Source organism: Gluconobacter sp. Gdi, assembly GCF_014132155.1.
Taxonomy (GTDB): Bacteria; Pseudomonadota; Alphaproteobacteria; order Acetobacterales; family Acetobacteraceae; genus Gluconobacter.
In genome coordinates, this window is sequence record NZ_BLJQ01000004.1 from 268,554 (window position 1) to 282,981 (window position 14,428).

Genomic DNA, 14,428 nt, shown 5'->3' on the forward strand with positions numbered 1-14,428 from the left:
GCCCTATACACTACGAGAAAATAAAAAATAATTTCTACACAGAAATTATCAGCATCACCGCACCAGCCCTAAAATTTTCAACCGTCATAATCTTTTTCAAAAATTCTTATTGCGAATAATTATCATTTGAATGATAGTCCCGCTTCTTTCACCCAGCCACCGCGTGAGACCCGTGCCCAGCAATTCCAGAATGACCCCCGCCATTGCCGGTTTATGCCTTGTTTTCAGCCATGCTCACGCTGCTGACCAGACAGCCACTCCAGAACACCATACGAACAGAAAAACCACGTCTACGCCTGCTAAAATGGAACATATTTCTGTCCGGGCACGCAGAATGGCGACGGTGGCGACGTCTGCAACGAAGTCGGATACTCCCCTGATCGAGACGGCCCAGTCTGTTACGGTCATTACACGCAATGAGATGGACGTTCGGGGCGTTCTGAACCTTAATCAGGCCGTTCGCTACACAGCTGGCGTCACCGCGGACCAGCGCGGCGGTGCAGTTGGCACGCGTTACGATCTGTTTGCCCTCCGCGGCTTCTCCGTCCCAACCTTTCTGGATGGATTGAAACTACAGGACAGCCCCACAGGCTACGCCGTTGCACAGACCGACACATCGCGCCTTGATCGGGTTGAAATTCTCAAAGGCCCCGCCTCTGCACTGTATGGCCAATCCAGTCCCGGCGGCCTGACGGCCCTCTCCAGCAAGTTGCCAACAGACCAGCGCTTCTACGGCGGGGTCAATGCAACGGGAGGCATGTTCGATCTTTATCGCGTTGATGCGGATGTCGGCGGGTATGCAACAGACAATGGGCTTGTCCGGTACCGGGTCTATGGCACCGTCAATGGGCAGCATACACAGTTAACGCACACCGGAAGCCGACGCTTCTCCATTAGCCCATCGGTGACTTTCGGCGGAAATGGACCGACAACACTCACGTTGCTTGGTAATTATCAGTACGACCCCACCAATGGAACTTATGGTGGCGTTCCTTTGGTGGGATCGCTCAAGCGGGCGCCATACGGCTATTTGCCCAGAAATTTCTATGACGGTGATTCGTCCTTCGAAAAGTACAACCGTCGTCAGGGTGCCATTACCTACATCTTCAATCATACATTCAATAATGACTGGAGCTTCACGTCTCGCGGCCGTTATGACGATGTGAAGACTCAATACCGCAGCGTTTATGACATGGGGTATTACGTCAACGACGATACGCTGGCCCGCTCAGCAATCGAGACATACGAGCACACCCACAACCTGGCGTTTGACAGCCAGTTCAAAGGCAAAGTCCGTACAGGCCCGCTGCATCACACGCTGATGTTCGGCTTTGACTATATGCAGCAGAGCGCGACTGAAGTTGGATATTACGGCGCAGCGCCTGACCTGAACGTGTTTCATCCAGACTACCAGATGGCTATTGCCCCCATGTCTCCATGGGTCAACTATCGAACGGACTCGCATCAGGTGGGCGCCTATGGGCAGGATGAAATCCGCTGGGACCGCCTGATCCTGACAGGTAGCATCCGCAACGACTGGTATCGCTCCCATCAGGTCGAATCCAATTACAATTCAGACAGCCGTCAGAGCCCCAGCCAGATTACTTGGCGCACCTCCGGCCTCTATCATTTTGATTTCGGTCTCGCACCGTACATCAGCTATTCGACATCTTTCCAACCACAGTCTGGCGCCGTGTCCAGCGATGGCGGAAAGACCATGCATCAGGCTGCCCCGTCTCTCGGCAAGCAACTTGAAGGCGGTGTGAAATATCAGGTTCCGGGAACCAGCATCCTGCTGACAGCAACCGGTTTTCACATTGAGCAAACCAACGTTCTGGTTGGTGTCGGGAATACGGGTTACAGCACCGCCAGTGGTCTGGTTCATTCAGATGGTTTCGAGTTCGAAGCACATGCTGAGCCATACAAGAACCTTATGGTCACAGCATCCGTCAGCTTCCAGAAAGTCCATGACGATTCAACCGGCAAGCCCCTGATGCAATCAGGCAAAGGGAATTCCTCCCTGTTTGTTTTCTACACGATGCCATCCGGCCCTCTGAAGGGCTTCGGCTTTGGCGGTGGTATGCGATATTCTGCCAAGACCTATGGTGGCGAAGCATCCTACGGCAGCGTCTGGATTCCGCAGTATGCGCTCTTTGACGGTTCCGTCCGCTACGATCTCAACAACCTGTCCCACAGACTGCATGGCTGGACAGTTGCTGCCAGTGTCCGCAACCTGTTTGATAAGAACTATGTGGCGAACTGCCTTGCTTACGCCTCTTACAATCAGGAATTCTGCTATTATGGCGAACGCCGCAACGCACAGGCGAGCGTTGGCTACACCTGGTAAGTCCGGTCCGGCGCACCAGCATCTGACATTGCGTTTACTGGCGGCATTGCCCGGCGGATACGCATTGTCAGTTCTGGGGGGAGTCTGCCTGAGCCTCTGGCTTCCCCTCTCACGCGCAGATTGCGCTATGGCCGGCATCCTTGTCGGCCTGCTGGTCTGGCCGGTTACGTTCATGACCTGCTTTGGTGTTACCGATGGTCGCAAAGCGTTTGGTGGCACTCTACTTGCGGTACTCTTCACGGGAGGACTGGCTCTTTTGAAGGGCTGGAGGCCATGAAAGGCAATTTTCGTGCCTCCATGGCCTGGCTACACACAGGCCTTGGACTGATAACAGGATGGGTTCTCTTCGCGATTGCCCTGTCTGGAACGCTCAGTGTGTTCCGGCAGGAAATCAGCGTCTGGATGCGGCCAGAACTGAGCGCAACTAATATCTCCCCCATTCAAGCAAGCGCCCACGCCGTAGAGTGGCTTACACAGAATGCCCCGACATCTCCGGCATGGTATCTGAATGCGCCGACACAGCAGGAGCCTTTCACCTTTGGGGTCTGGGCTGACCCCAAAGGCGTGTATTTGCAGAAAGCACTCAGCCCACAAACCGGCAGCCCTGACGGCATTCGACAAACCTTTGGCGGCGAGTTTTTCTACCGCTTCCATTTCGAGCTTCAACTCCCCTACCCGTTTGGTCGCCTGATCGCCGCTATCGCCGCGCTGACCCTTGTCGTCGGCCTGATTTCCGGCGTCATTATTCACCGTCGGATCTTCACGGATTTCTTTACATTCCGTCCGGGAAAAGGACAGAGAAGCTGGCTGGATGCGCATAACCTTCTAGGCGTTCTGGCCCTGCCCTTCCACCTCATGATCTCCTTCACAGGCGCAGTTACGCTGGGGACCCTGCTTCTCCCATGGAGCACGCAGGCCATTTACAAACATGATCTAATGGCGTCTTACACAGATCTGAATCCGGCCTTGAATACCCGTCCGCCCAGCGGCCATCCGGGCCATCTCGCGCCCATCCTTCCCATTCTTCAGGATGCAGAAAGACGCATCGGTGAAGCCGGCATCGCACAGATCTATATCTTCAATCCGACCGATCAGGCGTCAGTGATTACCATCACATCGGGCAACACGAACACCGTCAGCACGACATCACACACCCTGAATTTTGACGGCACGAACGGCCACCTTCTCAGCGAACATGTCGAAAAGCGACCACTCATTGGTGCTTACACATTCCTGTATGGTCTTCACGTCGCACGCTTTGCGCCCAGTGTGACGAGATGGCTTTATTTTGTGTGCGGACTGATGCTGACCGCCGTTATTGGAAGCGGAATGCGCCTCTGGACGATCAAACGTCTCAGAAGCAATCCTCATCTAGGGCACATTCTGACAGAGCGCCTGAATGTCGGGGTTCTGGCTGGGCTGCCCCTCGCTTTTGCATCCTATTTTCTTGCAAACCATATTCTCCCAGCGCGCCTTCCGGGACGGGAGAACCACGAAATTCAGTGCGTCTTCATCATCTGGGCTCTCGCCCTGATTTTCGCCCTGTTCCGTAAATCAGAAGCCGCCTGGACCGAACTTCTGGCTGCCTGCGCCCTAGCATGTCTGGCTATAGCTGCACTGGGGGCACCATGGCGTGATAGTGTCAGCGCCGCGACAAGTGTAACGGCCGCATTTTTTGCCGGGTCGTTCGCCTATGCCGCCATCAATACCTATCGCAAGAAAAGACTTTCCCCATGATGGGGGCGACGCTGCTGTGTGGGCAGATTTCCATTCTGTTGATGGCGGCGGGCTCCGCTCGTGGCAGCGGAATTTTCTTCAAAAAAGCCACGTCGGCGTCCTATCTGCTCGGCCTTAGACTGATAGGCTTTGCACTGCTGGGTTTAAGCCTGATGCTTCAACTCCATGGATCGCAAACGCCCATCATTGATGTCATCACATGGCTTGGCCTGCTCAGCGTAGAAATGTTGCTGGCAGCCCTGCTCTGCACGACATTGAACGCCAAGAAAAATCCGCCGCGCCGGAGATAGCTTCAACGACTGCGGACATCCCGCAGCGACTGCCCCTGCTCTTTCGAGAAAAGAGCCAGTTTGGGCGTCCCGATCCTTTGGGAAAGATAGATGCCGGTGTGGCCGGACACGAGATAGGCGATGAAACACCCAGTCGCGTAATAAATCACATCGGTCGCGCCGAAGAGCTCCACCGCCATGAATGTACAGGCGAGAGGTGTATTGGCCGCCCCTGCAAACACGGCGACGAACCCCACCCCTGCAAGAAGATCAACCGGCACACCCAAAAAAGGGGACAATGCGTTTCCCAAGCCCGCCCCGATGAAAAAGAGGGGCGTCACTTCTCCGCCTTTAAAGCCGGTTGCCAATGCGACAAGAGTGAAGACCAATTTCCAGAGCCAGCTCCAGGGATAATATCCAGCTCCAAAGAAGTTCAGAATGCTCGCCCCGCCCTCCACATGTGAGACAGTACCGAGGCCAAGGTAGTCCCGCGTTCCGAGTATCCAGACCAGAAGCAACGTCAGCACGCCACCAATCGCAGGCCGTATCCAGGCTGATGGGCAAAGGCGCTGGAAGACGCCTGCCAGGCGATGAACACCGTCCGCAAACGCCCGGCTTGCGAGACCGAAACACACGGCAGCAAAACCGACCTTCACCAGCAAAATGGCGTTGACGTGAAACATCGAACCGTCTGCCGCCGCGATCCCCCGAAAGCCGACATGATAAACGGCATGATGGATACCCCACGCATGACACGTCCAGTCTGCGACAATCGAGGCCACCGCGACCGGCAGCAGAGCCGCATAATCAAGCCGGCCGAGCGTCAGAACTTCCAGTCCGAAAACAGCCCCCGCAACAGGCGTTCCGAAAACGGCACCGAAACCTGCGGCAATCCCCGCCATGAGTAACAGGCGCATGTCCTGCACATGCAGCCGGAACAGGCGCCCAATTGCAGCAGCAAAGCTTCCTCCGATCTGAACGGCCGTTCCTTCCCGACCAACAGATGCGCCGAAAAGATGACTGACAACCGTTCCAAACAAAACCAAAGGCGCCATGCGGAAAGGGACGCCCCCACCCGGCTTATGAATTTCGTCGATAATCAGGTTATTGCCTGCGGCTGATTTCCCGCCGAACCACTGATACAGCAGCGCAACGCCCACTCCGGCCAGCGGAAGGCCAAAGATCAGCCAAGGGGTCTCAAACCGTGTGTCCGTGGCCTGGTCCAACAACCAGAGAAACAGGGCACAAACAGATCCGACACTTCCGCCCAGCAACAGAAGCAGAAAACCCCATCGCAATGTCGTCACAGCCACGCGGGGGGAATTATGGAAAGCAGGCATCGGACGCAATTCTCCTGTCATGCTTCTAGAGAAGCGAGTTTGACAGGAATCATCAGCATCTCGCGGAGGAGAGCGGTTCGACCAGTACGGTCAGGCAGAATCCATTGCCGTTGTTGAAATGCTAGCGTTCAACATCCGTGTTGTCATCCTCACAGCACAAAAACGGCCCTCCCTGTTTCCAGGAAGGGCCGCCATTTTCTCAGAAATATTCCACCGCCAGATCAGAACCCGACAGAGATGTTCCCTGTCACGCTGAAGCGCGGATAGAGGTAATAGGTCGGCGTTCCGCTGGCACTGATCGTGCTGCCATAAACACCCTTGGCTGCCTTGGCATTGGACACGAGGCTGTAGGCGCCAGTCCGGACGAAATCACCGCCCAGATTGCTGAAATTCAGCTGGAATTTCGGTGCCTTGAACCGGCCATAGGAGTTGAAGCGATAACCCAGTGACAGATTATCCGTCAGATACCCTGGGATTTTCTCGTCATTCATGAACGTCGAATACTGGGACGACACATAGCTGACGCTGCCATTGGCAAAGAAATGACCGTCATCATACGTCAGGCCCGCACTCGCATGCACATGCGGAGACTGAACTGCCGTCTTACCCTTGGTCGGCAGCAGATCGCTGACCGTCCGGCCATTCAGTGTGCCAGTCGTGAGGATATTGGAATCCATCGTCGCGTTTAGATACTCGACGGAGACATACGGACTGAGATGGTGCCACGGATGTGCCGAGATCATGAAATCCACACCACGTGCGGTCTGATTACCGGCATTGATGGTAGAGCTGATGGCCTGATTGTTGATGTAAACGCTCGTGGACAGCAGGCGGTTGGTGATGGAGTAGTTGAACAGCTCCAGATCCGTCATGAAGTAGTCATTGTCGAAGCGCCAGCCGAGTTCTTCCTTGATGGAATACTGCGACTTTGGATTGTACGGATTGCCGACATAACCACCCGTCTGCGCATCATAAACCTGACCAAGCGATCCCGGGTCCGGCATGCGGAAGTCGCCTTCGGCATTCACATAGATCAGATTGTGCTGATCAATCCGATAGCTGATGCCAACCTGCGGCAAAGGCACAACCTGGTTCTGCTCGCTGCGCGGCGTTGACGATGCACCATTGACCGTCCAGCGATTGATCATGGCAACCTTGATGCCGCCATTCAGCGTCAGGCGATCATGCAGGAACTTGGCCGTATTCTGGAAGAACAGCGAATGGATCTTCCAGCCAGCATCCCCCTGGTACGGCATATAGCGCGTTCCATTCACGTACAGCCCCTTGGAGGTGTTATACGGGAAGTGCTGTGAGCCATTGGTCTGCAACACGGAATACATGTTGTTAACCTGGTTATCCTGATAATCGAACCAGTACCCCAGCTCCATATGGTCCCAGCTCACCGGGTCATAGTTCAGCTTCGCCACTGTTCCGGCGTGCGGGCGATAAACGCTGTAGTAGGAGGCCGCAGGCACACTGCCGGAAACGGGCGTTCCGCCTTGACCAATGGTCGCATTGCGACCAGCGCCGTTAAAGAGGCTTCCGTTATAGGTGTAGCCACCGTTGTAAACGTAATACGGCTTGAAATCGAAAGAGAACTTAGCCGGAAGATGAATGTGGACAGGCAGCGTCACAAACACCTGATCCCACATATTGCCGTTCAGCATGCCGTATTTTGACGGGTTCGACGGGTCATAGGTGGAGGAGTAGTTATACGTCCCGATCCCGTCTTTCTTGTCATGGAACTGCTTTGCCGTTGGCTTGAGCGGCTCCATCGTGAACTGGTGGTTCCACGAGACAAAGAGATTGACGGAAGAACCGTCCTCAAAGTCCTTTGCAGCACCAAAATCAAGGTGACGACGCTCGTTCGTCCCTGGGCCATTCCAGTTACGAGCATGCGTGTGGGAGAAGGACGCAAACGTGCGGATGCCGGAATTGCCGATGTCGCCGCTCTCAACACGGAGGAACTCACGGGACATGTTGTTTGTGCCGTACGAGAAATCCATCAGGCCGCCGAACTTATGCGACGGCGTCATGGTCTGGGAGTCCATAATACCAGCGGCGGCGGACGTTACCGGCAGATCAATGGCAGACGATCCCGGCGTGACGGAGATCATGTTGACGTTTTCAGTGTCGACGTTCTGGTTCAGGTAATACGCTGTTGCGACCGGCACGCCATTCAACAGGATACCCATGTCTGAATCGGTCAGGCTGCGGCTGTTGATCTTGCCGCCAAGAATGCCAGAGCTATCAACAGTCGAAACCGTGACGCTGGGCAGGTTCTTGATCATGTCTAGCGCAGTGCTGGCCGGACTCTGCATCTCAATATACTGACGCGTGACGGTCTGAACGGAGTGCGATGCCATTTCGTGACGCATCATGCCCCCGCCGCCATTCAGCGCCTGACGGGAAACATGAACGGAAATCGCTTCCGCATCCTTGGCATCAACAGCCGTGCGATGATGGATGGGGGCCGCATGAGGATGAACTGGTGCAGCATGCTTACCCCGAGCCTGTGAGACCGCAGCATAGGCTGCTGCATCACAAAATACTCCGGCCAGCACAGTTGCTGTCAGCAGTGTGAGACGTCTGGCACCAAAATTCATCTTCACGCGATCCTAGATATGTCGTTTGCAGCGCAGAAAATATTCATAACGCCAAGCAAAACAAGTTAGACGAAGAACTTCCCGAACCTATATTTTAAAGTTTATTCTGGTTTTTTGTTTCGTGTGTCTTTTAAAGCACACATATGCACATATTGTATTTCAAGTTATTAATTTATACAGAAGTAAATTATTAAATATTCCAATCTATATTTTAAAATATTACCATACCTATAAAGGGCATCATTCCGTTGCCTATAATAGAACACTCACCAAGGATGAATATTTCTTTTCGATATCTTTCCTGTATGGTGTCCTCATTATGAGAGCGGAACGAGGGTAGGAATACATGAAACTTATCTCTTTTGTGCAACAAATCATGCCACGTACTCTTTCCTTGGGTTGCCTGGCCTCCATGGCACTCGCAACAACGCCAGCGGAAGCCAAACAAAAACCCTGGGATATCCGGGCCGTCGTGCTCACAACGTACGAAATTGGCCAAGATACCGGGGATCGTGCAGGCGAATTTCAACCCTGGATCGAAGGAGAGCACCTGACAGAGCAGGTCCCATTCCCGCTGGGGATTCATCCGATCTACACGGATGCGCAACACCATCTGCTGGTCGTGGTAACAGGAACTCCGATTGCTCCAGCCACGACATCCGTCATGGCCCTCGCAACGGATCCAAGATTCGATCTGCGTCATGCCTACTGGATGGTGGACGGCATTTCCGGCTTTGATCCCGCAGTTGCATCCGTCGGTTCGGTGTCAATCGCGGATTACGTGGTCGGGGATATCACGCGTTATATTGACAAGCGGGAAGCTCCGAAGGAGTGGCCATACGGCTACTTCATGATCACGGCTCAGAAGCCGAACCAGTATGCTCTATCGGGCGGGGACGCGCCTGATGGTAGCATTCAGCACAACAATGCCTTCCAGTTGAATCCCTCTCTGGTGCATTGGGCCTATGACTTGACTCAGACCGTCACACTGTCTGATCCGCCCCAGCTCGAAGCCCAGCGCAAGCTCTACAAACCTACCGACGTCGCTGCTGGCCATCCAGCCGTTGTGACCGGTGGAGACTTCGGCTCAGATACCTTCTGGCACGGCAAGATCATGACCGGTTTTGCACGGGACTGGGTACACCTTCTCACACAGGGCAAGAGCCATTTTGTCTCCAGTGACATGGAAGATTCTGGCATTCTCGAAGCCCTGACACGCCTTGGGCAGGCGGGCCGCGTGGACAGCAACCGTGTTCTGGTCCTGCGTAGTGCGTCCAATTACACCGAGCAGCCCCATGGCATGACAGCCGTTCAGTCCATGAACAGCGGCTACGATGGAGAAAAAGTGGCGCTGGACAATGGGTATCGCGTAGGGTCCCGCATCATTCATGAACTGCTGCAACACTGGGACAAATTCGGCGCGCAGACGCCCTGAACTGACCTTCTCCCCTGTGACTGGCACAATATTGCGAAGTCTTGCTGAAGGGTTCATACAGCATGTCGGGCTCTCTTTTTCGTGAGAGCGCCCGACATGGAAGCGCCTACCCGCTTCAGCCGCCGACCGGACATGTTTATCGACTGATCGTGCCCCCTTCGACGGCTCCTGCAAGGTGCTTCGCGGTCAGACAGGGGACCACACATGAGCCGAGAAACCAGCGCCACTCTTTTTCTTGAAAAACAGGGCGTGCCTTTCAGTCTGCATGACTACGAATACAATCCGAATGGCGGCCTGATCGGTATGCAGGCGGCCGATGCCATCGGCGCTGATCCAGGCAGTGTGCTCAAAACGCTCGTCGTCGAAATCGACAAGAAACAGCCAGCCTGTGTCGTGGCCCCCGCTCATCAGAAGCTGAATTTGAAGAAAGTCGCAGCCTTATTCGGTGGCCGGAATGCAAGAATGATGAATCCGGAAAAGGCCCATGAACTGACAGGCTATCAATCCGGCGGGACAAGCCCTTTCGGCCAGACCACATCTATTCCCGTTGTCCTGTCTCAGGACGCCATGGGACAGGAAGCCGTCTACATCAACGCTGGTCATCAAGGGTTCGTGGTGCGCATTTCTCCCGCGGACGCTCAGCGTATCACCGATGCCAAGGTGGCCGATGTTGCCGCAGACTGAGAAGCTCTCTTCAGCGCAAACAAACGCCGCCATCACAAAATTTTCCCTGTCGCGTCACTTGTCCGCTGAGCAGAAGGAGCTTTTAAACGACGTCCTCTCTTTCTGCTCCGCGCATCTGTCAGATCAGAGCGCGCTCCTCATCATTGAAGGCGCTGCCGGCACAGGGAAGAGCGTTGTCCTCAATGCAATTTTCAACGCAATTCAGACACGCGCACGCTCAAAGAACCCAGATGATCCCATGACGGGCACACGCAATATGCTGCTGGTCAATCATCCGGAAATGCTGAAGCTTTACCGTAATGTCGCTGCGGAGATGCCAACTCTTCGCAAGGCCGATTTCGACAGACCTACGACGTTCATCAACCGCCTGCACAAAGCCAATCAGAAGGCAGACATTGTTCTGGTCGATGAAGCCCATCTGCTTCTCACCCGGGCTGACCGGTACAATCATTTTCAGCAACAGAACCATCTCGAAGAAATTCTGGCATTGGCCCGCGTAGTCGTCGTGGTGTTTGACCCGTTACAGGTGCTGAAATTCAAGAGTCATTGGTCTGCGGATCTGCTGGATCGTTTCAAGAACGGCCGAGCAACCAAGACCTTGCACTTAACCAGGCAGTTTCGCGTCGAGGCGGGTCCAGAAGTTCGGCATTGGCTGGACCAACTTGCAGAAGGACACATCGGAAAGCGTCCTCAAGACCCAGACTTTGATCTGCGCGTTTATGACGACTGCGCCCAGCTTTACGATGACCTTAAAGAGCGGAATAACGAAGTCGGCCTATGCCGACTGCTCTCAACTTACGACTACCCTTATCGGCTGGATGGAGAAGACCACTTCATCGACGAAGGACGGTTCCACCTGCGATGGGATCGCTCAAAACCCGATGAAAAGCTTCCCTGGGCCGAACGCCCTGACACAATCGACGAAGTCGGCTCGGTCTATACAATCCAGGGCTTTGACCTGAACTACGCCGGCGTCATTCTAGGCCCTTCCCTTTCCTATGATGCTCAGACTGACAGCATCCGCGTCGATCCAGCCCGCTACGAAGACAGTGCTGCCTTTCAGGGGCAAAGCGGCATTGTTGCTCCACAGATGGCGAAGGAACGCATCATTCTAAATGCGCTGAATGTCCTGCTCACCCGCGGAATGAAAGGTCTTTACCTTTACGCGCATGACCCCGCGCTTCGAGAGCGACTACGAAACAGCTAGGGCAAGCCTGCTGCATGATGACTTTCCAGCTTGAAACTTTAACGCTCAACTTAACTTGAATTGTTACCCGCACAGCGTTCTGATCCAGTGCAGCAAGGAGATTGGTCCATGAAATTCTACCATCCAGCCCTTCTTGCCGCACTCGTTAGCGCCCCTTTAATTGCTTCCACTGCCTATGCTGCGGAAACAACAGACAAGGGCTTAGTTTCCTCTGGAAATGTAGAAATCATCGGGCGCTTTACCAATGCACAGCCCTCCGGCATTGCTGCTCTTCCAGATGGTCGCCTGGTGCTTGGCTTTCCCAGGAGTGTCAAAGACCATTCCGGGCCGCGTCTCGCCACGTATGCTGACGGCCACCTGACGCCGTTCCCGAACGCGGAAACACAGCAGGATTTTGTCTCCCCTCTCGGCATGACCGTTGATGCGAAAGGGCACTTCTGGGTGCTCGATGAAGGAATGCTGGCAGGCAAAGGAACGATCACAGGCGCGCAAAAGCTATTTGAGATTGATCCCGCGACCAACAAGGTTCTGAACGTTCTCACCTTGTCTGCACCAACCCTTCTGCCAGATAGTCACGTTAATGACGTTCGGATCGATCTGACCCATGGGAAGGCCGGAACCGCGTTCATTACTGATACCTCGACAGGCATTCATCCCGCGCTGATCGTCGTCGACCTTGCCTCTGGTCATCAACGCCGCATTCTGTCTGACACGAAACCGGTCATGCCCGAAAAGGGCTTTGTGGCCGTCATGGATGGCAGAGCAGCCCGGTACAATCCAACCAAAGCCGAAATGCCCCAAGGCGGCGCTAATGGCATTGGCCTCAGTCCAGACCAGCAAACGCTCTATTGGCAACCGCAGACAAGCCGTCGCCTCTATGCGGCTCCCACGTCAGTTCTGTCGGACTGGAAAGCCACAGAAAAGCGCATTGAAGTCTCCGTCCGCGATGAAGGAGAAAGCGGGATGGGAGACGGCATGGCAACCGGACCTGACGGCTCTCTTTACATTACCGATGACGAACGCCACGCGATCCTGAAACATGCCCCTGATGGCACATTGTCAGTCGTAGCGCATGACCCGCGTATGATTGAACCAGATGGCCTGACCTACGGGAAAGACGGCCTGTACTGCACAATAGGCCAATGGGCACGGCTGCCAGACTTCCACGATGGAAAAGACATGCAGGAATTACCATATATTGTCGTGAAAATTACTTTACCTAAGTAACTCCTAGTTCCGGCGCCGTATTCTAATGCATTCTTCGGATTGCGGCACCGGCCTACTCATTTTCCGAAAACATAATGCGCCGGGATAGAGCTTATATCGGAGCAATGGATGGAACAGTTACTCGCCTTTCCGTCGCCACTTCCATCCGCCTTCCGTTTTAACAGAGCAAATCCAAAGCAGTCCGATGACCGACACAAAGTCCACGATAAGAGAAATGATAAAAACGGGAATGCTCTTGGCCCACATCATAACCATGTTGCTCAGAAGGATTGCGCCAATAGACACAAGAATGGTCACGCGCCCTTCCCATGTTATCGCGCGCCCTGCTCCATAACCATTTCGCTTCGCCGCAAACCAAGGTCTTTCCATGACCGGCGCCCCTAAAAGGATATCCAGTGAAAATTGGGCGTTCGCAGCAGTACCTGTCAAGGCGAATGGCTTGTTTCACACAACTTTCGCAAGACGATAGAAAATACTCGCAAAAGAAACCGGTCTATGCTGACTTTAAAGTCCAATATGCAGGTTTAAACCCGTGCCGCTTAAAAACTTAATAACGCGACACTGAATGCTACACTCAGCGATCAACCAGGCACCTAGATTTTATCGTCAGGATGGAGTGTGCAATTGAGCGATTCAATGTGCGTCTTTCGCACTCATCAACCTTCGACGATGCTATACCGCCGTCAGACCTACGCACAGCGAGAACTGAGTGGGGTCCACGCTGCAAAATAATTGATTTTCTTGGAAGAAAAGACCTGGTGGAGAGAGTTTCCTTAACGAAAATAAGATAACCTATTGATAACATATGTTCTTATTATTCATTCGTTTTTACTCATGCCCGGATTTTTGCCCAGTTTCTACGGAAGATTTTAGGAACCACATCTCTTCCGGATTTTTTCCATCTGAAGAGCCGATTCGATAAGGTTAGGACACTCCTGACGATGCGCCCGGATCTCGGCCGCCATTCCCTTCTGGAAATCGACCGTCCAGGGATGCAAGGCAGGACACACAACCTTTAGCCGTGGCTGCGCACATCCAGCTAGTGCCAAGCACAACAAAACAACGCGCATCACGCTTTCCCCTTGTCCAGGGCGTCCAGAAACTCGTCCACGGTCTGCGGAGCATCAGCGCCCCGCTGATCCATGGCCTGCTGTTGTGCCACCTGAGATTGAGCGTCCTTAACGTCCTGGTCAGCCGTATCGGCTTTCTGCGATTTACCCCCGGCTCGATAGAGCCCGAGGGCCGATGCCACGCCCACGAGGAGCATGACACCGACAATCGCCAGACTGGCCGTATTCACTGGGCAGGCTGATTGAGGTCAGCAGCTTCGTTTGCAGGTGTCTGTACAACCGGACCAGCTGCCAGAACGCGCTCTAGTTCCGTGGCACCTTCCAGCGTCTTGGTCAGCGCGGCATCGAGCGCGTTGACGTCCACATGCCCCGCAAGTCGGGAGATACTGGCCGCAAGAACACCCTGGAGGACGAGACCGCCGACACTGACAACCTGCTGGGCAGCTGCCGTGTCAGCCTTGCCAAGGGACTGGTTTACGAGACCCTGAAGGGCCGTCACAGAATTA

Annotated in this window: 12 protein-coding genes and 1 riboswitch; of the genes, 8 read left to right on the top strand and 4 right to left on the bottom strand. The window is 54.2% G+C overall.

All coding sequences use genetic code 11. The features are described from left to right. The first annotated feature begins 190 nt into the window (after window positions 1-190). The 4 genes from JN414_RS10395 to JN414_RS10410 are packed head-to-tail and all read left to right on the top strand — an operon-like array spanning window position 191 to window position 4,374. Complete coding sequence (locus JN414_RS10395; protein WP_202207790.1) at window positions 191-2,347, top strand: TonB-dependent siderophore receptor; 2,157 nt, start codon at window positions 191-193, stop codon at window positions 2,345-2,347. Next, entirely contained in the window at window positions 2,301-2,624 is a 324-nt protein-coding gene (locus tag JN414_RS10400; protein WP_237389978.1) for a hypothetical protein, read from the top strand. Before JN414_RS10395 ends, JN414_RS10400 begins: the two co-directional genes overlap by 47 nt. Continuing rightward, on the top strand, window positions 2,621-4,084 hold the full coding sequence (locus JN414_RS10405) for a PepSY domain-containing protein (RefSeq protein ID WP_202207791.1): 1,464 nt from the start codon (window positions 2,621-2,623) through the stop codon (window positions 4,082-4,084). Before JN414_RS10400 ends, JN414_RS10405 begins: the two co-directional genes overlap by 4 nt. Then, on the top strand, window positions 4,081-4,374 hold the full coding sequence (locus tag JN414_RS10410) for a hypothetical protein (RefSeq protein ID WP_237389979.1): 294 nt from the start codon (window positions 4,081-4,083) through the stop codon (window positions 4,372-4,374). The genes JN414_RS10405 and JN414_RS10410 overlap by 4 nt, the downstream gene beginning before the upstream one ends. A 2-nt stretch (window positions 4,375-4,376) precedes the next feature. Here JN414_RS10410 and JN414_RS10415 read toward each other — a convergent pair whose 3' ends face one another. Together JN414_RS10415 and JN414_RS10420 are read right to left on the bottom strand one after the other, a co-directional pair. Next, complete coding sequence (locus tag JN414_RS10415) at window positions 4,377-5,693, bottom strand: voltage-gated chloride channel family protein (protein ID WP_237389980.1); 1,317 nt, start codon at window positions 5,691-5,693, stop codon at window positions 4,377-4,379. Window positions 5,694-5,729: 36 nt separating this feature from the next. Next, window positions 5,730-5,811: riboswitch (Fluoride riboswitch) on the bottom strand. Between the two features lie 103 nt (window positions 5,812-5,914). After that, the gene (locus JN414_RS10420) at window positions 5,915-8,299 is read right to left on the bottom strand and encodes a TonB-dependent receptor (RefSeq protein ID WP_202207816.1); all 2,385 of its coding nucleotides are present in this window, start codon (window positions 8,297-8,299) and stop codon (window positions 5,915-5,917) included. A gap of 376 nt (window positions 8,300-8,675) precedes the next feature. Between JN414_RS10420 and JN414_RS10425 the strand changes: the two genes are divergently transcribed. From JN414_RS10425 to JN414_RS10440, 4 genes are all read left to right on the top strand, one after another. Further along, window positions 8,676-9,734 carry a purine nucleoside permease gene (locus JN414_RS10425; protein WP_202207793.1) on the top strand — a complete coding sequence of 353 codons (1,059 nt, stop codon included), beginning with the start codon at window positions 8,676-8,678 and terminating at the stop codon, window positions 9,732-9,734. Between the two features lie 204 nt (window positions 9,735-9,938). Next, window positions 9,939-10,418 carry a Cys-tRNA(Pro) deacylase gene (gene ybaK, locus JN414_RS10430; RefSeq protein ID WP_202207794.1) on the top strand — a complete coding sequence of 160 codons (480 nt, stop codon included), beginning with the start codon at window positions 9,939-9,941 and terminating at the stop codon, window positions 10,416-10,418. Further along, window positions 10,402-11,625: a DUF2075 domain-containing protein gene (locus tag JN414_RS10435; RefSeq protein ID WP_202207795.1), complete on the top strand. Its 1,224-nt coding sequence runs from the start codon at window positions 10,402-10,404 to the stop codon at window positions 11,623-11,625. Before ybaK ends, JN414_RS10435 begins: the two co-directional genes overlap by 17 nt. A gap of 108 nt (window positions 11,626-11,733) precedes the next feature. Next, window positions 11,734-12,852 (top strand): SMP-30/gluconolactonase/LRE family protein, encoded by a 1,119-nt coding sequence (locus tag JN414_RS10440; protein ID WP_202207796.1) that lies wholly within the window; start codon window positions 11,734-11,736, stop codon window positions 12,850-12,852. Between the two features lie 1,069 nt (window positions 12,853-13,921). On the opposite strand, the gene JN414_RS10445 is transcribed toward JN414_RS10440, so the two are convergent. Continuing rightward, entirely contained in the window at window positions 13,922-14,152 is a 231-nt protein-coding gene (locus JN414_RS10445; RefSeq protein ID WP_202207797.1) for a hypothetical protein, read from the bottom strand. Beyond that, a partial coding sequence (locus JN414_RS10450; RefSeq protein ID WP_202207798.1) for a hypothetical protein occupies window positions 14,149-14,428 on the bottom strand: 280 nt, incomplete at its 5' end. The genes JN414_RS10450 and JN414_RS10445, both read right to left, overlap by 4 nt.

Excerpts from the sequence above, each read along its gene's own strand:
- JN414_RS10405 (WP_202207791.1), top strand. The coding sequence starts at position 2,621 with ATGAAAGGCAATTTTCGTGCCTCCATGGCCTGGCTACACACAGGCCTT.
- ybaK (WP_202207794.1), top strand. The coding sequence starts at position 9,939 with ATGAGCCGAGAAACCAGCGCCACTCTTTTTCTTGAAAAACAGGGCGTG.
- JN414_RS10410 (WP_237389979.1), top strand. The coding sequence starts at position 4,081 with ATGATGGGGGCGACGCTGCTGTGTGGGCAGATTTCCATTCTGTTGATG.
- JN414_RS10400 (WP_237389978.1), top strand. The coding sequence starts at position 2,301 with ATGGCGAACGCCGCAACGCACAGGCGAGCGTTGGCTACACCTGGTAAG.
- JN414_RS10420 (WP_202207816.1), bottom strand. The coding sequence starts at position 8,299 with ATGAATTTTGGTGCCAGACGTCTCACACTGCTGACAGCAACTGTGCTG.
- JN414_RS10415 (WP_237389980.1), bottom strand. The coding sequence starts at position 5,693 with ATGCCTGCTTTCCATAATTCCCCCCGCGTGGCTGTGACGACATTGCGA.
- JN414_RS10395 (WP_202207790.1), top strand. The coding sequence starts at position 191 with ATGACCCCCGCCATTGCCGGTTTATGCCTTGTTTTCAGCCATGCTCAC.
- JN414_RS10435 (WP_202207795.1), top strand. The coding sequence starts at position 10,402 with ATGTTGCCGCAGACTGAGAAGCTCTCTTCAGCGCAAACAAACGCCGCC.
- JN414_RS10425 (WP_202207793.1), top strand. The coding sequence starts at position 8,676 with ATGCCACGTACTCTTTCCTTGGGTTGCCTGGCCTCCATGGCACTCGCA.
- JN414_RS10440 (WP_202207796.1), top strand. The coding sequence starts at position 11,734 with ATGAAATTCTACCATCCAGCCCTTCTTGCCGCACTCGTTAGCGCCCCT.